This is a genomic window from Sphaerisporangium flaviroseum (genome assembly GCF_039537005.1).
In the GTDB taxonomy this organism is placed as follows: Bacteria; Actinomycetota; Actinomycetes; order Streptosporangiales; family Streptosporangiaceae; genus Sphaerisporangium; species Sphaerisporangium flaviroseum.
The window spans coordinates 378902-396884 of the sequence record NZ_BAAAZR010000028.1 but is presented as its reverse complement, the minus strand read 5'-3'; the positions used below and the strand labels follow the sequence as shown (position 1 = coordinate 396884).

The following is a 17983-nucleotide window of genomic DNA, read 5'->3' as shown; positions in this document are numbered from 1 at the left end:
GGTCTCCTTCGCGGGAGCCGAGAGGGGGATGGCCGGTTACGGCTCGCGGCCGGTGCCGGGCGGGGGCATTCGGCGGGTGGGCTCGTCGCCCGATCTGAGGTATTCGAGGATCTCGGGGCCGAGCTCGCCGGCGGGGGGATCAAGGACGAGGTCCTCGGTCCGTGGCTCCTCGCCCGGACGGGGCGGATGGCTCGCCTGGACGAGCACCCAGGTGATGCCGGGGAACGGGGTGGCGGTGTCGTCCTCGGTGGCCCAGACCCCGTCCGCGACGTCCTCGTCACCGCTGAACTCCCAGCCGGACACCGGGAGCCGGGCGGCCAGCCTGGCCACGACCTCACGCGAGTCGTCGTCCGTCTGTAGGGCGAGCTCGGCCGTGGCCATCCAGGTGCCGGGGATCTTCCAGCCGTACGAGTCCGGCTCCCGCAGCTCGGCCACCGGCTCGCCGAGCGCGTCGAGGAGGGGGGTCAGCAGGGCCGCGACCTCGGACGGTCCCGGCGCGGCGACGTTCGCGGTGACCGCTACCCATCTGGTCATCAGTCGCCTACCTTTGTCACTTTTAATGGCCTTTATAGTTTAGTGCCGCTTTTATCGGCTTGCGCCATGATTTGTGGGATAAGTGGCGCTTTGTCGGCTTGTCATCGTGAGCGACCTCTGCGGTCGGTCACCCGGGGGTGACCTCGTATTCCATCAGTTGCCCACCCTTCCGGTGCCCCACTCGACGTTGAGATGGCTGCCGTCGGCCGTCAGCTTGCTCAAGCCGCCACCGCTCTTGACCTGCACATCCCATTCGCTCGCGGCGTCATTCGTGCCTCGCCCGTGCCGCTTTCCCTGCTGCCATACATTGCCGTACGCGTCGACGATGTTCCGCTTGTCGACCCTGTTCGGGTCCCAGTTCCTCGGCGGGACGAACGGGACGGGCCCGTCGGTGGGCAGGCCCAGCTTCTTGGCCTTCTCCAGCCATCGTGCGTTCTTGTACGCCTTGGCGGCGTCGGTCTGGAGGCGGTTCACGACGCCCAGCGCGTCCAGGACCTTGGCCGGGTTGGTGAAGCCGACGTTCTTAAGAGTGTTCTTGAGGCTCGCGAAGCCTTCGTTGATCGCGTCGATGTACTGGCCGAGCTTGCTCGAGTCCGTGAGGGCGTCGTCGGGGATGTTCTTGAAGAAGACCTTGAGCGCGGGGAAGGCCTTGATGAGCCCCATCAGCGCCTTGATCGGCTTGGCCGCCGCATCCCCGAAGTAGGGGATCATGGCGGCCATCGACAGCAGGGCGCCCTTCCAGTCGCCCGTGCCCAGCGAGACCAGGCCCGACACGCCGTCCGAGATCGGGGTGGGGTCGAAGATGCCGACGATGTCGGCCACCAGCACGACGGCGTCGGCGTAGCTCAGGCCGCCCGCGGGGATCAGGTCCTCGGTGTAGGTGCCCTTGAAGAACCGCTGGACGACCTCGGTGAAGGCGTCGTCGAGGGCCCCGAAGGGATAGCGCTCGGTCGGGTGGGCCGCGACCTCCTGGAACAGCCGCAGCACCAGCGTGTCGGCCGGGTTCTGCCACTGCTGGTCGCCGGGCGGGCGCATGCGCTCGTAGATGTCCGAGGCCTCGACGGTGGCGGCCTTCATGAACCTGGCGAGCGGGTCTCCGAGCTTGGGATTGTCGGTGTTCACCCAGCCGTACGCCTGGCCGCGCATCATCGAGTTGATGCGGTCGAACTCCTTGCTGTAGAGCTCGCTGGCGGCCAGGGGATTGTTCGAGATGCCGTCCAGGATGTCGGCGGTGAGGAGGTTGCCACCCGCGCCCTGGTCGTGCTTCAGGGCCTTCTGCCCGATGAGGACGAGTGTGTTCTTGTCCCACACACCGACCTTGATGACGGCGGCCAGGTCCCAGAGGTCGGGCCCCTCGCCGCCGGATCTGGTGGTGAACTTCTTCATCCAGGCGTCGTCGATGATCCCCTGGTGGCTGGCCGTGGCCATGATGGTGGCGAAGGCCCTGAGCCGCTCGTCGGACCCCTCCTCGCCCCAGGTGCGCAGCCGCCCGACCACCCATGCGGCCTTCTCGGGCCCGAGCTGCTTGAGGAAGGCGGCGGCGAAGTCGGGGTCGTTCTGGTACTTCTTGATCTGCTCCCAGACGTCGTCGGGGAAGCCTCCGGGCTTTTCGTACTGGGCGGCGAGTTCCTTGGCCTTGGCCTCGGCCTCCGCCTTGCTCTTGAACAGGCCCTCCCACTCGGTCTCCACCATGGTCCCGGTGAAGCCGAACTGGTTGTTCTCCTTGGAGAGCTGCTCGGCCATGCCCTGGCGCCGGTTCAGCATCGGCAGCTCGCCGTTGATCCAGCCCGCGACGCCGGTCAGCGTGACGATCGGCTTGGTCGACAGGCCCACCTTGTCGAAGGCGTCTTTCAGGCCGGGGACCTTGGTGTCCACCAGGCCCTTGGCGGTCTCCAAATCCTTGATCATCGCGCGCATCATGACAGGGTCGATACCGGCGAAATCCCTGCCGCCGTCGTCGTCTCGGGGAGCCACGCGGTTACCCTCCCAGGAGATCCATGCGGAGCATCTTCGCCTCTTGCGGCGAGCAGGTCTTCGGCGTCCTCGCGAGCATGCTGGACAGCTCGTCGTCGAGCCCGTTCAGGGCGTCGTTGTACGCCCTGTGCTGCTCGCCGAGTCGCGCCCCCCAGGTCTTGGCCGCGGCGCTGGTCCAGACCTTGCCGCTCGCCATGTTGCTCGCCGGCTTGTCGAGCTTCTTGCCGAGTTCGTCCTGCACTTTCTGCACGCGGCCCTGCAACTGCGTCAGGTAGGTGTGCAGGGGGTTCGTCACTTCCGCCACCGGGGCAGCATAACGCCCGGGCAACACCAACGCGGCTATACCGGTCAAGTCGCCAAATCAGGGCGTATTTACGGGCGGGGTCACGGCCCTCACCGGGGTTTCGGCCTGGATGTAACGGTCCAAACTCGTGCCGTTACGTCATCGGTCAAGGCAGGCGGTCAGATACCCCGTCACCCACGATAACAATTCATTTACTCTCAGTTCCCAATAAAGGCAGACATAGATGTCGCTTCCGGGCTTATTACGACGATCCTTGGCTGACTTGAGTAATGTCAGTGCCGCCAGGAGTGTCCCCCCAACTGTGGAGTCCTCACCGATGAGGGTTACCGAGCAAACCCCCTTCCGCGGCCCCGAGGCGCAACGGCTCGCCGACCAGGTGCCGTCCCCGGGCTCCCCGACGGGACGGAAGCTGCCCGTCGCTCCCCGCGAGCGCAGACCCGCGCTCGCCGCTCTGGCGATCCTGCTGATCATCGGTGGTGCCCTCATCACGACCGTCCTGTTCATCCAGAGCGGTGACAGGGTGTCGGCCATCGCGATCGGTGCCCGTGTGGGAGCGGGCCAGCCCATCCCGGTGCAGGCGCTCAAGGAAGTGCAGATCGCCGTCACCGACGTCCAGTACATCCCCTGGTCCGCGCGCACGGAGGTGGCCCAGCACTTCGCCGCCGTCGACCTGGTGCCCGGCACCCTGCTGAACGACGAGATGGTGGCGGTGGCCTCCTCGGAGCTGCGCCCCGGCAAGGCGGTCGTCGGGCTGTCGCTCAAGGCGGGTCAGGTGCCCGCTGGTCTCAGGAAGGGCGACCGGGTCCAGGTCATCTTCGTACCCGGCGAGGACGGCACGGACAGCGGCGGCAAGGTGCTCTCCGCCCGCGCCCTCGTCAACTACGTGGGCGGTGGCCAGAGCGGCACCGGAACCGGGGCGACCACGGTCTCGGTCATCGTCGACACCGAGGACACGGCGACCATCGTGGCCTTCGCGTCGGCCGGCAAGATCGGCCTCGCCTACCTGCCCGGACTGTCCGCCGACGCGGCCACGCGGCCCACCGCCGAACCCTCGGCCGGCCAGACGGACGAGCCGGACGGCATCACCACCGGCGAGCCCGACCCGAACGCGTCGAAGAAGCCCTCCACGACTCCCCGCGCGAGCACGCGGCCCAGCCGCACGCCGACGGTCCGGCAGCCCGACCGGCCCACCGAACGGCCGAACAGCCAGCGCAGCGCCAAGCCGTCCGTCACGCCGACCGCCGGCAGCCCCACGATCGACGGGCAGGGCTGAGCGACATGGTCCTGATCGCGCTCGCCGCGGACAAGGGCGCCCCGGGCGTCACGACCGCCGCCACCGCCCTTTCGGCGGTGTGGCCTCGCCAGGCGCTGCTCGCCGAGTGCGACGCGGCCGGAGGCGACCTCGCCTACCGGCTGCCCGCCGACCAGGGGCACCCCCTCGACCCCGGGCGCGGCCTGCTCAGCCTCGGAGCGGTGGCACGTAAGGGGCTGGACGCCCAGCAGATCTACCAGCACACCCAGCGCCTGGTCGGCGGCCTGCAGGTTCTGGTCGGCATCGGCGGAGCGGAACAGGCGGCCGGGCTGACCTGGTTGTGGGAGCCGCTGGCCCAGTCACTGAAAGCGCTGCCCGGCACGGACGTCATCGCCGACTGCGGCCGCATCGGCTCCTACCCCTCGATCAACGGGCTGCTCAGCACGGCCGACCTCGTCGTGCTGTTCGCCCGCCCGCAGCTCGACCAGGTCGCCCACCTGCGAGACCGCATCGCGACGCTGAGCAGGGCCCTGGCCGAGCGCAGCCGTACCCCGCCGCCCCTCGGCGTCGTGGTGGTCGCCGACGCCAAGGAGTTCGCCAGGGCGATGGGGGAGGTGCGCCGGGTCATGGCCGCGGCCGGGATGCCCGACCTCGTCCTCGGTGGCCTGGCCCACGACGTCAAGGGCGCCGAGCTGCTGCGCGGCGAGTGGGGTGGTCGCCTCGACCGCACCATGCTGATCCGCTCGGCGCGCGAGCTCGCCGCCAACCTGCTCACCCGCGCCGACTCCGGAGCCCAGCGCGGCCGCCACGCCCAGGCCCCGCAGCCCGCCCCCGAGAGGAGCACGGCATGATCCCCGTGCCGGCGTCCCGGATGCGGAGCCACGGCATGATCCCCGTGCCGGCGTCCCGGATGCGGAGCCACGGCGCGATCCCCGTGCCGGCGTCCCGGATGAGGAGCGCGGCGTGATCCCCGTTCCCGCGTCCCAGATGCTGCTCATCCTTCTGGGCGGCGCGGCCATCGGCGGCGGCCTGTTCCTGCTCGGGGCCTTCTTCATGGGCGCGGGCAAGGGGCCGGTCCGCCCGGACCGGTCGGCGGAGCGCCGCGCCGGCCTCAAGAAGCTCTCCACCCGCATCGGCATCGCGGTGGCCGTAGGCGGGGTCGTCCTGATCCTCACCCGGTGGCCGGTGATCGCCATCGGCTCCGGCCTGCTGGTCCTGGGCTGGCACGGCCTGGCGGGCGGCGCCGCCGAGGAGCGTGTCGGGATGCGCCAGCTGGAGGCGCTCGCCGCCTGGACCGAGTCCCTCAGGGACACCATCGCGGGCGCGGCGGGCCTGGAGCAGGCGATCCCGGCCTCGGTGCGGGCGGCGGCGGTCAGCCTCCAGCCCCACCTGGTGGCCCTGGTCGACCGGATGCACACCCGGATGCCGCTGGCGGACGCCCTCCACCGGTTCGCCGACGAGATCGACGACCCCTCCGCCGACCTCGTCATCGCGGCATTGATACTCAACGCCAAGCTGCGCGGGCCCGGCCTGCGCGAGGTGCTCAGCGCCCTCGCCGGCTCCGCCCGCGAGGAACTGGACGTGCGCCGCAAGGTCGAGGCCGAGCGGCGCTCCACCCGGCGCAGCGTCCAGATCGTGGTGGGCGCGTCCCTCGGGTTCGCCGGCCTGCTGATCGTGTTCAACCCCTCCTACGTCGCCGAGTACCAGGGTCTGCTCGGGCAGCTCGTCCTGCTGGTGGTGGCCGCGTTCTTCGGCGCCGGCTTCGCCTGGATGCGCCGGCTCGCCAAGTACGACAAGCCCGAGCGGATGCTGGCCAGGGCCACGGCGCTGCCCGTCACCGAGCCGGGGGTGGCCCGATGACCGAGCCGCTCATCGGAGGCGCCATCATCGGGCTGGGCGTCTTCCTGCTGCTCCGTGCGCTGTTCCCCACCCGCCCCGGCCTCGCCGCGCGGCTGCTGGCCGCCGACGCCGTACGACAGGGCGGGGCCGGGCCCCGCATGAGCGTGGTGACCACCAAGGAGGAGGTCAGCCCGCTGCGCCGCAAGGTCGGGGAGACGGCGGCGCGCTTCTACGAGGCACGCGGCTGGGAGCTGCGCTCCGCACGCGCCGACCTCGCCTTGCTGGGCAAGTCGTTCGAGGGGTACCTCGCCACCAAGTGCCTGCTCGGCGCGGGCGGGCTGCTCGCCGCGCCGATCCTGGCCGCCTGGATCCCGCTGATGGGATGGGACTTCCAGCTGTCGGTGCCGCTGTGGTCGGCCATCCTCCTCGCCCTGCTCTTCTTCATGCTCCCGGACCTGCAGCTCAAGCGGGACGCCGCCACGAGAAGGCGGGACTTCCGGCACGTCGTCGGCGCCTTCCTCGACCTGGTCGCCATGAACCTCGCGGGCGGCAGGGGAGTGCCGGAGGCGTTGCTGATGGCCTCCTCCCTCGGTGACGGCTGGGCGATGTGGCGTATCAGAGACGCGCTCGGGAACGCCAGGATCGTCGGCATCACGCCCTGGCAGGCGCTCGGCCAGCTCGGCGAGGAGGTCAACCTGGACGAGCTTCGCGACCTGTCCTCGGCGCTCGGGCTGGTCGCCGAGGACGGCGCGAAGGTGCGGCAGTCGCTGGCCGCGCGTGCCGAGACCATGCGCCGCCGCGAGCTGGCGGACATCGAAGGTCAGGCGGGCGAGCGGTCGCAGTCGATGCTGGTCGCCCAACTGTTGCTGTGCGCGGGGTTCCTGCTGTTCCTCAGCTTCCCCGCGGCCATGAAGATGCTGGGATCATGAGAGGGGACGTGTCCCGATGAAACTGCTCGACTCACCGATAGTGGCCTACCTGATGGCCATCCTCCGGGTGCGGCTCGACCGTGCCCGTACCGCCCCTACCCGAGGCGCCTCGGCCGTCGAATGGGTGATCATCACCGCCATCATCGCCGGCGTGGCGCTGACACTGGCGACCCTGATCTCGAGTCTGGTCAAGACCAAGTCATCCGAGATCGAGAGCAACTTTGGCGGCGGCGGTGCCAAAACCTGACCCGGCTTCCGCGATCAAGGTCCGACGGGGCCGGGGGAGGCGGAAGCGGGACGACCGCGGAGCCTCCGTCATCGAGCTGGCCTTGATCATGCCGGTCGTTCTCGTGGTCATCCTGCTGATCGTCCAGTTCACTCTCGTCTTCCACAGCAGGCAGGTGGCGGACGCCGCGGCGCGGGAGGGCGCCAGGATCGCGCGTGCGGCCGGCACCGGCTCGGACGGCTGGCAGGGCGCCGCGGAGACCCGCGCCAGGAACATCGTCAAGGCCGTCGGGCCCAAGATGCTCCAGGCGGTCGCGGTGCAGGCCTGGGAGAAGGGGGATCAGCGCGGCGTGACGGTCGAGGGCGACGCCGTCGCGGTGGTCCCCTTGCTTCCCGGCATGTCGTTCAGGATCACCTCCACCTTCGGCGGCCCCATCGAGTGCTTCAGGCCCGACAACGGCAGCGGAGGCTGTGAATGAGCCCATGGGAATCGGCGGCGGGCGCTCGCCGCCCGCCGGTGGGCGATGGCGAGCGGGGCTCGATGTCGGTGGAGCTCGTGCTGCTGGCGCCGGTGTTCCTGATCTTCCTGTTCCTGCTCGTGGGAGCGGGCCGGCTGGTGGAGGCGCAGGGCGAGGTCAACGGCGCGGCCAGGGACGCCGCGCGTGCCGCCTCCGTGGAGCGCGAGTTCGGCGCGGCCGAGTCGGCGGCCCAGAGTGCGGCGGCCGCCTCCCTCGGAGGGTCGTGCACGGGGGCCCCGGGTGTCGCGGTGTCCGCGACGTGGCAGCCGGGAGGTCAGGTGCGGGTGGAGGTCACCTGCGAGGTCGATCTCGGCAGCGTCGCCGGGTTCGGGTTCTCCGCCGTCAAGAGCATGTCGGGCGCCGCCGTGGCGCCGCTGGAGCAGTTCCGGAGGGTTGAGTGAGGCACGGGGGCGAGACGGGCGAGCGCGGGAGCGTGGCGGTCTTCACCGTCCTGTTCAGCGTCGCCGTACTGATCCTGGTGGGGTTGCTCGTCGACGGCGGCGGGGCGATCAACGCCAGGCTGCGCGCCGCAGACATCGCGGAGCAGGCCGCCAGGGCGGGCGCGGACAGCATCGACGTCGACCACCTGCGCGCCACCGGCAAGGTCCGCATCCTCGACGACGGGGAGGCGTGCACGAAGGCAGGCGCCATCGTCGGCGCGCACGCCGACGCGAGCGCCGTCCTGGCGTCGTGCGCGGTCGGTGACGGCGCGCAGGACGTCACGGTCACCGTGACGCTCACATGGAAGGCATACTTCCTGACCATCATCGGCTTCGGCGGCGGCACCATGGAGGCCACCGCCACCGCCGGGCCGCGGACAGGTCAGGGATAGAGGACATGGCTACAGCACCCGTACGCGTGCAGAAGCGGTCGGCGGCCGACATCCTGGTCGGCCTCCTGGCCGTCGTCGCGCTGCTCGCCCTCGTGGCCGGCGTGCCGTACGCGCTGATCCGCGTATTCGGCTCGCCGCTTCCCGACGGCGGGCTCTCCCTGGACACCCTCACCGAACAGGTGGGGCTGAGCACGGTGCTCGGCATGCTGTCGGTGCTGGTCTGGCTGGCCTGGCTCCAACTCGTCGTCTGTGTGCTGGTCGAGCTGTGGTCGGGCATACGCAAGGTCGGGGTGCCGACCCGGGTCCCGTTCGCACGCGGCACCCAGGCGGTGGCGCACCGGCTGGTCACCGCCGCGCTGCTGCTGTTCACCGCGGCCGCGGCGATCGCGCCCGTCGTCACCTCCGTCATCCCGGCCAAGGCGCCCCCCAGCGCGGTCTCGGTGATCTCGGCGAACGCCGAGAGCCCTCTGAGCGAGTACGGGGAGCAGGCGGTGCCGCTCTCCCAGGTGAAGGCCACCAAGAAGGTGTACGTCGTGCAGCCCCCCCATGGGCGCCACCACGAGAGCCTCTGGGAGATCGCCGAGAAGTGCCTCGGGGAGGGGCGCAGGTACCGCGAGATCTACCAGCTGAACGAGCACCGCGAGCAGCCCGACGGGAGCAAGCTGCACATCGCCAGCCTGATCCGGCCGGGGTGGGTGCTGGACATGCCCGACGACGCCACCGGCGTGCACACCGTCTCGGTCGACGAGGAACGCCCCGAGATCCTGGAGCGGCACCCGGGAAAGCCCGCCCAGCTCGACGGTTCCACGCAGTACGTCGGCGCCCACGCCGACTCCCCCACCGGCACGCACGCCCTCACGCCGCCCGATGGCGAGACCGGCTCCCTTGCCGACAGGTGGGCCGAGACGCACCCCGGCACGCACGCCCTCACGCCCCCCGGCACCGATTCCCTTGCCGACAGGTGGGCCGAGACGCATCCCGACAGGCGCGCGGAGGTCCGCGTCGACCAGGTGGGCATCGCCCTGAGGGACTCCGCGGACACCCAGGACCTGCGCGGGCTCCGGCAGCTTCTGGAGGAACGGCAGGGCACCACGGCGAGCGCCGACCGGCGGGACGGGCAGGGCGCCGCCGAGGGGGGATGGCAGGTGGGGGCGGTGATCCCCGACTTCGTCGCCGCCGGGTCGCTCGCCGCCGCCGGCCTGCTCGCGGCGCTCGGACGCAGGCGCAGGGAACAGTTGTGGGCCCGTGCGTTCGGCCGCAGGCTGCCGGTGCCCACCGGTGACGCGGCGCTCGCGGAGGTGGCGCTGCTCCTCGGCGCCGACCAGGCGGGCAGCAGGCTGCTCGACCTCGGGCTCCGCCATCTCAGCAAGGAACTGGGCGCCAAGGGCCGCACGCCGCCGACCGTCTACGGGGCCTTCCTCGCCTCCACCCACATCGACCTGTGGATCCATCCGGGTGACAAGGACGCCCCCGCGCCCTGGACGGCCGTCGACGGCGGCCAGGTCTGGCGGCTGGACGCCCGAGAAGGGCGGCTGCTGACCGAGCAGGCGGTGTCCGACACCCTCGCGCCCTACCCGGGGCTCGTCTCCATCGGCACGAACGAGGGCGGCCGGGTGCTGATCGACCTGGAGACCGCCCATGGCCTGATCAACCTGCGCGGACCGGGGCACATCGTGGCGGCGGCCTTGGCCGCGGTCGCCGTCGAGCTGGCGACCAACCGCTGGTCGGACCACATGAAGCTCATCCTGGTCGGGTTCGGCCCCGAGCTGGCGATGGTGGCCCCCGACCGCATCACCGTCGCGGGAAGCCTCGCCGAGGTGCTGCCCGAGCTGTCCGCCCGTACGGAGGAGGTCCAGCGCGCACTGGCCGCCGCCGGAGCCGACTCCGTGCTGACGGGACGTTCGCGGGGACTGCACGGCGAGGCATGGACGCCCACCTACCTGCTGTCCGCCGTGCCGCCCACCCCTGAGGAGGCCGCACGGCTCGCCGAGCTGGCCCGTACCGGCACGCGACTGTCCTCGGGATACCTGGTGGCCGGTGAGGGAGTGCCGGGGTCTGTGTGGACCTGGGAGCTCGCCGACGACGGTCGTGCCGGGATCAAGGCGCTGGGCTTCGACGTGGCGGGCCAGCTCCTGCCCGAGTCGCAGTACACGCAGGTCATCGAGCTCTTCCGCACCGCGGTGCAGGGCGGCATGCGGCCGCTTGGCGAGCTGGAGCCGAGCGGCCCGGCGGCGGCCCAGCTCCACCCGTCCTTCCGCCCTTCCGCCGAGGTCCAGGTGCTGGGCACGGTGCAGGTGCTCGCGGCCCGTCCTCTGGAGGAGGAGCGCATGCCGCTGTGCTCGGAGCTGGTCGCCTACCTGGCGACCCATCCGGGCGGGGTCCATCCGAGGGTGCTGGGCGGGGTGCTGTGGCCGCGCGGCGTGGAGGCCGTCGTGCGGGACGCCACCATCTCCCGTGCCCAGGAGTGGCTGGGCAAGGACAGCGCCGGACGGTTCAACCTGTACGCCGACGCCGAGGGCCGCCTGCACCTCGGGCCCGAGGTGCGCGTGGACTGGCAGCTGTTCCGCGAGCTCGTACGGCTGGCGCGGCACGATCCCGGGAGGGAGGCGGCGGCGCTGAACGACGCTCTGGCGCTGGTCCGCGGGCCGCTGATGGCGGGGCACCCGGCCGGGCGCTACGTGTGGCTCACCGCCGACCCGGTGAGCCCGGAGGTCACGGCCCGGGTGTCCGACGCCGCGCACCGGCTGTGCGAGCTGCGGATGCACGCGGGGGACCCCGACGGAGCCATCGCCGCCGCGCTGGCGGGGCTGCGGGTCTCCGAGGGGGACGAGAGCCTCTGGCGCGACCTGCTGCGGGCCGCGCACGCCACGGGGGAGCTCGGCACGCTGCAGCTCTGGGTGGGGACGCTGCGGCAGCGCGCCGCCGCGTCCCAGTACTGGGGACGGCTCGTTCCCGAGACCGAAGCGTTGATCGAGGAATTGCTTCCTTCCCCTGTACGGGAACGGGCGGCTGGCTAACATCAATGACCAATTAGTGGGAATTTTGCGCCTTGAGGGATCTGTGATGCGGAGATCGGTGGTGACCGTTTCGACGGTGCTGCTCGTGTCCGCTATGACGGCGGGCTGCGGCGAAGATTCTTACTCGCTCACCCCCAAGGGCGAGGCGGCCAGCGCCGCCCCCGCGCCGCTCCGCTCCTCCAAGGCCGCTCCGGCCGCGAAGGAAGACCTCGCCTTCCCCTCCGACCTGCGGGTGTTGTACGAGGCCCCGTCCGCCTCCGGCGAGGGGGCGCCCGCCGTGCGCGCCTTCCGTGACGTCTGGCGCCGCTGGTGGTACGCCGTCGCGACCGAGGGCCAGGACACGCGCTACCGGGATCTGCTCTCCAAGCAGCCCGGCAGCCAGAACGCGGTGTTCGAGCGGGTGGTGGCCGGCTGGGCGGCCGAGAAGGTCCGTCCCGTCGGAGTCATCCGCGCGCACGACGTACAGGTGTACTCGGCCACCGGCGCCCGCGTGACGCTCGTCGCGTGCGGCGACGAGTCGCGGGCCGGGACGAAGAGCGTGACGACCGGCCAGGTCTCCTGGTCGTTCGGCCGACGTAAGGCTTCGCGTTACAAGATGCGGATCATCATGACGTTAGAGGGAGACCGGTGGAGGGTCTACGCCTACCAGGCGTCACCCGGCAACCACCCGGCGGCCAAGGAGTGCCAGGCATGAGACGACTGCTCGCCGCCATCGCGTTGATCACCTCCATGTCGGCGTGGACGGCCTTACCGGCCTCCGCCGCGGCTCCGGGCGGCGGGTCGGGCGATGGCAAGAACTTCGATGTGTACGTGAAGAACCTGGTGCGGATCAAGGGCTCGGGGGCCAAGGGCGGCAAGCCGAACATCCCCGTGAACTTCGACCCCCCGCACTGCTGGTACCAGCCGCAGTACACCTACGCGGAGATGCGCCAGTGGGCCGAGCGCATCCGCTTCGCCTGGATGCACCAGGGGCCGGAGGATCAGAAGCCCGCGCACGACTGGTACGAGGACATCCTCGAACAGATCAGGCCGCATGCCGCCGAGACCGGCAAGATCTTCTGGTTCCTCACCGACGACGGGACCCCGGCGGGCTGGGACTGCTACATGAGCACCGACCCCTTCTGGATCTACGTCGGACCGCGCCCGCCCGCCATCCCGAACGACAAGATCATCGACCCCACCGACCTGGCACTGATCGCCCGGGCCAACCTGACGCTGCCCGACCCGGTGATCCGCATCAACCCGCCGGGCGGGCGCTCCTTCGTGGGCCTGGAGACCTGGGTCGGCGTGCAGAGGCAGGCGCCCCGCGACGTCATCGCCTTCGTGCCCGGCTTCCCCGGCCTGTTCGCCCGCATCGTTGCGCGGCCGACCAAGGTGTTGATCGACGTGCACGGGGCCGCCCTCGAAGAGCCGCCGCACGTGCTCGCCGGGGGATGTCCGACCTACCGCAGGGGCATGGACGTCAGCAACGGATGCTGGGTGAAGTACAAACGAGCCTCACTGGGATCGCCCTACCAGCTCACCGTGACCCAGACCTGGGATGTCACGACCAACGTCGCCGGGGTGAACCTGCCGCCGGGCTCGGTCTCCTCCAGCACCACGGTGATGATCGACGAGATCCAGTCCAACGTCACCCGCTGACCGTCATCCGTTCCGCCGGCACCGGCCGTGCCCGTTCTCGCGAGGGACGGTCACGGCCTCACCGGCGGTGACAACCGTCTCGGCCAGGTGGAAGCGACCGGCGGGCTCAGGAGGTCAGGGCCGTCCCGGCTCGATCGGGGTGGGCATCGGTCACAAGGCCGGCTCGTGAGCCGGCGGGTTCAGGGTGTCAGGGCCGTCTGGATCGGGGTGGCCGTACCCGAGACCACCAGCAGGCCCCGCCCGGGCGGGCCGCCGACCGCTCCCCGCGGCAGCCGCACGTTGAACAGGTCGCCGTCGGCCGGGCTCTGGACCGACAGCAGCAGCCCGGTCCGCGCCTTTCGCGCCTCGGCCACGAACCCCCGGTAGGCGGTCGCCATGTCTCCGGTCGTCCCCGCGATCAGCAGCCCGTGCTCGCCGTCCCTGCCACTGCGCAGCGTTCCCTCCAGCGCCATGCCGAGGGGCGAGTCGGGCGACACCAGTTCGGCGTCGTCCACGATCACGACGTACCGGTCACGGTCGGCGAGCACGCCCGGCAGGTCCCCGGCCTCGCCGTCGCCCCCGAGGACCGCCAGCACGCCGGGCTGCCCGGACAGCTCGCGCAGCGGGCTGCGGCGGGGGGCGACCACGGCGATAGGGGTGTCCTGGCCGAGCAGCGAGCGCGCGGCCGTGAGCAGCACCGAGGACCGGCCCGACCGCGACGGTCCGGCGATCACCGCCGCCGGGCCCTGCGCGAGCAGGTCCACGCCGAGAGGCGCCAGGGAGTCGCCGCCCGCGCCGAGCAGGGCCCACAGCGGCGAGGGCGCCTTGAATCCGGGGCTCAGCTCCAGCGCCTGGGACGAGGTGATGCGCATCGGCAGGGCGTCCACCTTCAGCAGCGGGCCCGGCCCGGGGAACCGCTCCGCGGCCGTACGTGCGAGCGCCTGCAGGGCCGCGACCTGCGCGGGTCCGGACGGGTCGTCGCAGAGCAGCGCGATCTGGCTCTCCACGACACCCTGCTCCCCGATGGTGATCGCCCGCCCCGGCGGCATGGAGGAGGGCAGGCTCCGTGGCGGGAGCCCGGCCAGGCCGTAGTCCGCGGGATCGGCCAGCCTCATGACGAGCCGGTCCTCGAACAGCGTGGAGATCTGCCCGAGCAGACCGGACCTGTCGGCGGTCACCACGGCGCGCAGCCCGACCGCCGGTCCCTCGCGGAGCAGCTGCATGAGCGCGTCGAGCAGCCGCCCGTAGTCGTAGCCCTCGAACGCCGCGGCGAAGCCCTCCCAGCGGTCGAGCATCAGCACGAGCCACGGCATCCGTAGCGTGGTGTCGCCTGAGGCGTCCCTCCTGCTCGCGGCCCTGGCCTCGGTCAGGGACGCGTACCCGGCCTCGGCGAGGAGCTGCTGCCTGCGGCCGACCTCGGACCGCAGTCGCGTGAGCAGGCGCTCCACGCGGTCGAGCTGGTCACGCGTGACGACCGCGCCGCAGTGCGGGAGCGCCACCAGCGGCAGCAGGGCGCCCGAGCCGCAGTCGATGGCGTGCAGGTGGACGTCCTCGGGCGAGGCGTGCAGGGCGATGGAACCGGCCAGGGTCCGCAGGGCCGTGGACCTGCCCGTGCGGGCCGTGCCGGCGATCAGCAGGTGCCCGCCGTGGGCGGGGTCGAGGACCAGCGGCCTGCGGTCCTGGGCCCAGGGAAGGTCGGTGAGGCCGAACGCCAGCGGCGGCACCTCCTCGCCCGCGTGCGCGGACCTCTCCAGCAGGACCGTCTCGGGCAACGGGGGCAGCCACGGGCTCGCCTGCTCCCCGACGCCGGCCAGCCGGGCGGCGTCCACGACGGCGTCCACGAGAACGGCCAGGTCGCTCGTCGGCCCGCCGTTCCCGGTGCCGGGGACGCCCGCCTGCGGGCCGGTACGCAGTGGGTGCCCGAGGTCGCGCCAGCCGACCTCCACGACCCTCGGCCCGGAGCTGCGGCGCGCCGCTTCCGGAACCCTCCCGCCGACCCGCGCCGTCTGCACCGCCTGCGCCGCCCCCACACCCGACCGCACGTAGCACCGTCCGGGAGTGGACTTGGAGATGTGCGCGGCCTCGGGGCCGGCGATGACGTCGGCCGATTCGTTCGCCTCGGTGACGCGCAGCGCGATCCGCAGCGAGGTGTTCGCCTGGATGTCGGCGGTCACCACGCCCCCGGGACGCTGGGTGGCGAGAACCAGGTGGATGCCCAGGGAGCGGCCACGCCGGGCGATGTCGACCAGCCCGTCCATGAAGTCCGGCAGCTCGGCGACCATGGCGGCGAACTCGTCGATGATCAGCAGGAGCCGCGGGAGCGGGGATAGGGGTGCGGAGCCGGTGATCGCCGCCACCCCGCCGGGTGGTGGTGCGTGCGGGTGGTCACGCAGCTCGTGGTACTCGTCGACGTCCTTGGCCCCGGCCGCCAGCAGCAGCCGCTCCCTGCGGCGGATCTCGGCGGCCAGGGAGGCCAGCGCCCGCTGCGTCAGGTGCTCGTCGAGGTCGCTCACCATGCCGACGGTGTGCGGCAGCCGCACGCACTCCTTGAACGCGGCGCCGCCCTTGTAGTCGATCAGCACGAACGTCATCTCGTCGGGGCGGTTGGCCACGGCGAGCGAGCAGATCAGCGTCTGGAGCAGCTCGGACTTGCCCGCGCCCGTCGTTCCCGCGACGAGCGCGTGGGGGCCGTCCGTGCGCAGGTCGACGCTGAACGGACCGTCCGCGCCGACGCCGATCGGCACCTCGGTGGTCCGGCCTCCCGACCGCCACCGCGCCGCCACCGCGCGCCCGGTCGGGGCCAGCTCCAGCAGGTCGAGCAGCCGCACGGAAGAAGGGAGCGCGGCCGTCGCGTCGTCCCTGCTCACGTCGCGCAGCGGGGACAGGGACCGGGCGAGGCGGTCGCACCAGGCGGGCGAGACCTGGTCGGCGAGGATCTCGCCGATGGAGTCGAGTCCTCCGCCGCGCAGCCGTACGAACCCCTCGGGGCCGCATTCGACGACGGTGGCGCACTCCTCGGGGAGCAGCCGCTGGTTCTCGTCGATGGCGATCGTGTACACCCCGGCGCGAGGCCCCTGCCGGAGCACCTGCGGCATCCCGGGGAGGGCGCGCAGCACTTGGGCGCCATCGAGGATGACCAGCACGTCGTACGGGCGGTCGTCGTAGGAGGCGAACAGGGGCTCCTCCTCGGGCAGGAACGACCGTCCCCATCCCTTGACCTGGGCGAGCGAGCCCAGGCCGTGGGCGTCGTCGTCGCCCAGACGCTCGCTGATCAGCGCGGCCAGCTCGGACACGCGCTGGGCCGCCGCCTCGGGGTCGGCGCCCACCAGCGCGACGCAGTCGGCCTCCCGGGGCGCGCAGTGCGGGAGCCAGCGGGCCCAGCTCCACTGGGCGGCCCCGTCGGCGTTGGCGGAGAGCACCACCACGGCCAGGTCGCGCGGGCTGTGCAGGGTCACCGCGGCGCCGACCAGGGACCGGGCGAGCCCGAGGGCGACCTCTCGCGTGCCGGTGATGCCGGCCACGCCCAGCCGCCGCATCGCCAGGGAGACCGGCACGGCACCCGAGACCGGCGGGTCCGGCATCGCGATGTCGGGGGACGCGCCGCGCTCGGGCACGAAATCGATCTCGGCGGGCAGGTCGGCCAGGCCCATGCGCAGGCGGAGCGCGTCCGGGTCGTGGCTCCTGCGCTCCCACAGCCGCCGCCGGGGGCCGGTGGCGGTCAGCAGGAGCTCGGCCGGGTCGGGGGAGGCGGCACGGCGCTCGACCTCGTTCACGGCCCTGGCCTTCTCGACCGCCGCCTCGAAGGCGGCCAGGCGTTCCTTGTACGCCTTGACGGCCTGGCGGTACTGCCTGCGGCCGTGGCGCCGGTCGCTGATCCACTGACCGATCATGATCAGGGGCGTCATCAGGGCGATCAGCAGGTAGTACCAGACCTGCAACACCGCGAACATGGCGAACCCCAGGAGGGCGGGGAGACAGGCGGCCAGCAGTTGCAGACGCACCCCCTCGCCCCGGCTGGGCTCGGCCGGCACCTCGAACCGCCTGCGGCGCTCGGCAGGGAGGAGCCGGGGCGGGCGGTTGTAGGCGAGGCCTCCTTCGGGCAGGACATCCAGGTGCGCGTCGGGCGGCTCGGTGGCCCGCAGCACGAGGACCGAGCCTCCGCAGGTGAGCGGCGTCCCCTCCGGCCAGGGCCGGGGAGCGGCCACCGGCTCGCCCGCGAGCCGCGGCACGGTGTGCGCGGCGCCACGGGTCAGGGCCCCGATGATCTCGGCCTTCTCCGCGCCGGTCTCCGCGGCCTTGCCCGCCCCTCTGCCGCGCGCCCGCCGCCTGGCCTTCCGCCGCGCCCTTCGCGACATCTTCGCCGGGGCACCTCCGGCCGACGACACCGACCTGACCAGGACCTCACCCGGCGTCACGCGCACCTCGGCCGCCTCGGCGGGCAGGTGGTGGTCGTCGACCGAGACCGCGCACGCGGGATCCGACCCGATGAGGTGGACTCCCAGCCCCAGCCGGTGCACCGAACCCGCGGCCGGGCCGCCGGCCACCCTGATCTCGATCACGCCGCCGGGCTCGGCCAGTACCGTGGACCCGGCGGCGCGCTGGTCGAGGGTCACCAGGTCCCCGTCGCGGAGCGCCGCCACCATGGGTGCGTCCGGGTCGAGCCGCCTGCCGTCCACCCACAGCGACGGCACCTCCCGCCCGCGCGGGCGGGCCTGCCCGCCCAGACCGTACGGCGCGCGGGCGCGTGACAGCCGTACGACATTTCCGCGGTGCTCCGCCGGCGCGCCTTTCAACGCGGCGGCGAGGCCCGCGACCGTGGTCTCCTCGTCGCCATCGACGACGACGTCGCGATGGCCGTGCTCTGAGACCACGGTAAGCATGATCCGCATGCGGCGTCTCCTCCGGGTCCGGCTCCCGCGTTTCAACGTAGCGACGGGAG

Annotated in this window: 15 protein-coding genes; 11 read left to right on the top strand and 4 right to left on the bottom strand. The window is 72.0% G+C overall.

What is annotated here, in order from left to right:
* Nucleotides 1–36 precede the first annotated feature (36 nt).
* From ABD810_RS29675 to ABD810_RS29665, 3 genes are all read right to left on the bottom strand, one after another.
* Entirely contained in the window at nt 37–534 is a 498-nt protein-coding gene (locus tag ABD810_RS29675; protein ID WP_344947792.1) for a hypothetical protein, read from the bottom strand.
* Between the two features lie 153 nt (nt 535–687).
* Nucleotides 688–2508, bottom strand: a complete 1821-nt coding sequence (locus ABD810_RS29670; RefSeq protein ID WP_344947789.1) for a polymorphic toxin type 17 domain-containing protein — start codon at nt 2506–2508, stop codon at nt 688–690.
* A 4-nt stretch (nt 2509–2512) separates the two neighbouring features.
* On the bottom strand, nt 2513–2812 hold the full coding sequence (locus tag ABD810_RS29665) for a hypothetical protein (RefSeq protein ID WP_344947786.1): 300 nt from the start codon (nt 2810–2812) through the stop codon (nt 2513–2515).
* A 316-nt stretch (nt 2813–3128) separates the two neighbouring features.
* Between ABD810_RS29665 and ABD810_RS29660 the strand changes: the two genes are divergently transcribed.
* The 11 genes from ABD810_RS29660 to ABD810_RS29610 all read left to right on the top strand — a co-directional run bounded on the left by ABD810_RS29660 (nt 3129) and on the right by ABD810_RS29610 (nt 13065).
* Nucleotides 3129–4085 (top strand): hypothetical protein, encoded by a 957-nt coding sequence (locus ABD810_RS29660; protein ID WP_344947783.1) that lies wholly within the window; start codon nt 3129–3131, stop codon nt 4083–4085.
* A gap of 5 nt (nt 4086–4090) precedes the next feature.
* Nucleotides 4091–4915, top strand: a complete 825-nt coding sequence (locus tag ABD810_RS29655; protein ID WP_344947781.1) for a hypothetical protein — start codon at nt 4091–4093, stop codon at nt 4913–4915.
* A 112-nt stretch (nt 4916–5027) separates the two neighbouring features.
* Nucleotides 5028–5924 (top strand): type II secretion system F family protein, encoded by an 897-nt coding sequence (locus tag ABD810_RS29650; protein ID WP_344947778.1) that lies wholly within the window; start codon nt 5028–5030, stop codon nt 5922–5924.
* Nucleotides 5921–6832, top strand: coding sequence for a type II secretion system F family protein (locus ABD810_RS29645; RefSeq protein WP_344947775.1), 912 nt, complete (start codon nt 5921–5923; stop codon nt 6830–6832). Before ABD810_RS29650 ends, ABD810_RS29645 begins: the two co-directional genes overlap by 4 nt.
* Before the next feature lie 16 nt (nt 6833–6848).
* Nucleotides 6849–7079, top strand: a complete 231-nt coding sequence (locus ABD810_RS29640) for a hypothetical protein (protein WP_344947772.1) — start codon at nt 6849–6851, stop codon at nt 7077–7079.
* On the top strand, nt 7066–7536 hold the full coding sequence (locus ABD810_RS29635; RefSeq protein WP_344947769.1) for a TadE family protein: 471 nt from the start codon (nt 7066–7068) through the stop codon (nt 7534–7536). Before ABD810_RS29640 ends, ABD810_RS29635 begins: the two co-directional genes overlap by 14 nt.
* Nucleotides 7533–7976, top strand: coding sequence for a TadE family protein (locus tag ABD810_RS29630; RefSeq protein ID WP_344947766.1), 444 nt, complete (start codon nt 7533–7535; stop codon nt 7974–7976). The genes ABD810_RS29635 and ABD810_RS29630 overlap by 4 nt, the downstream gene beginning before the upstream one ends.
* Nucleotides 7973–8407 carry an Rv3654c family TadE-like protein gene (locus ABD810_RS29625; RefSeq protein WP_344947763.1) on the top strand — a complete coding sequence of 145 codons (435 nt, stop codon included), beginning with the start codon at nt 7973–7975 and terminating at the stop codon, nt 8405–8407. Before ABD810_RS29630 ends, ABD810_RS29625 begins: the two co-directional genes overlap by 4 nt.
* Nucleotides 8408–8412: 5 nt before the next feature.
* On the top strand, nt 8413–11424 hold the full coding sequence (locus ABD810_RS29620) for a BTAD domain-containing putative transcriptional regulator (protein WP_344947760.1): 3012 nt from the start codon (nt 8413–8415) through the stop codon (nt 11422–11424).
* Between the two features lie 61 nt (nt 11425–11485).
* Nucleotides 11486–12118 carry a hypothetical protein gene (locus ABD810_RS29615; protein ID WP_344947757.1) on the top strand — a complete coding sequence of 211 codons (633 nt, stop codon included), beginning with the start codon at nt 11486–11488 and terminating at the stop codon, nt 12116–12118.
* On the top strand, nt 12115–13065 hold the full coding sequence (locus ABD810_RS29610; protein WP_344947754.1) for a hypothetical protein: 951 nt from the start codon (nt 12115–12117) through the stop codon (nt 13063–13065). The genes ABD810_RS29615 and ABD810_RS29610 overlap by 4 nt, the downstream gene beginning before the upstream one ends.
* Before the next feature lie 179 nt (nt 13066–13244).
* Here the strand turns inward: ABD810_RS29610 and ABD810_RS29605 are convergent, their stop codons facing one another.
* Entirely contained in the window at nt 13245–17933 is a 4689-nt protein-coding gene (locus ABD810_RS29605; protein WP_344947751.1) for a type VII secretion EssC family protein, read from the bottom strand.
* Nucleotides 17934–17983: the final 50 nt, after the last annotated feature.

Excerpts from the sequence above, each read along its gene's own strand:
- ABD810_RS29605 (WP_344947751.1), bottom strand. The coding sequence starts at position 17,933 with ATGCGGATCATGCTTACCGTGGTCTCAGAGCACGGCCATCGCGACGTC.
- ABD810_RS29655 (WP_344947781.1), top strand. The coding sequence starts at position 4,091 with ATGGTCCTGATCGCGCTCGCCGCGGACAAGGGCGCCCCGGGCGTCACG.
- ABD810_RS29675 (WP_344947792.1), bottom strand. The coding sequence starts at position 534 with ATGACCAGATGGGTAGCGGTCACCGCGAACGTCGCCGCGCCGGGACCG.
- ABD810_RS29640 (WP_344947772.1), top strand. The coding sequence starts at position 6,849 with ATGAAACTGCTCGACTCACCGATAGTGGCCTACCTGATGGCCATCCTC.
- ABD810_RS29660 (WP_344947783.1), top strand. The coding sequence starts at position 3,129 with ATGAGGGTTACCGAGCAAACCCCCTTCCGCGGCCCCGAGGCGCAACGG.
- ABD810_RS29630 (WP_344947766.1), top strand. The coding sequence starts at position 7,533 with ATGAGCCCATGGGAATCGGCGGCGGGCGCTCGCCGCCCGCCGGTGGGC.
- ABD810_RS29610 (WP_344947754.1), top strand. The coding sequence starts at position 12,115 with ATGAGACGACTGCTCGCCGCCATCGCGTTGATCACCTCCATGTCGGCG.
- ABD810_RS29620 (WP_344947760.1), top strand. The coding sequence starts at position 8,413 with ATGGCTACAGCACCCGTACGCGTGCAGAAGCGGTCGGCGGCCGACATC.
- ABD810_RS29645 (WP_344947775.1), top strand. The coding sequence starts at position 5,921 with ATGACCGAGCCGCTCATCGGAGGCGCCATCATCGGGCTGGGCGTCTTC.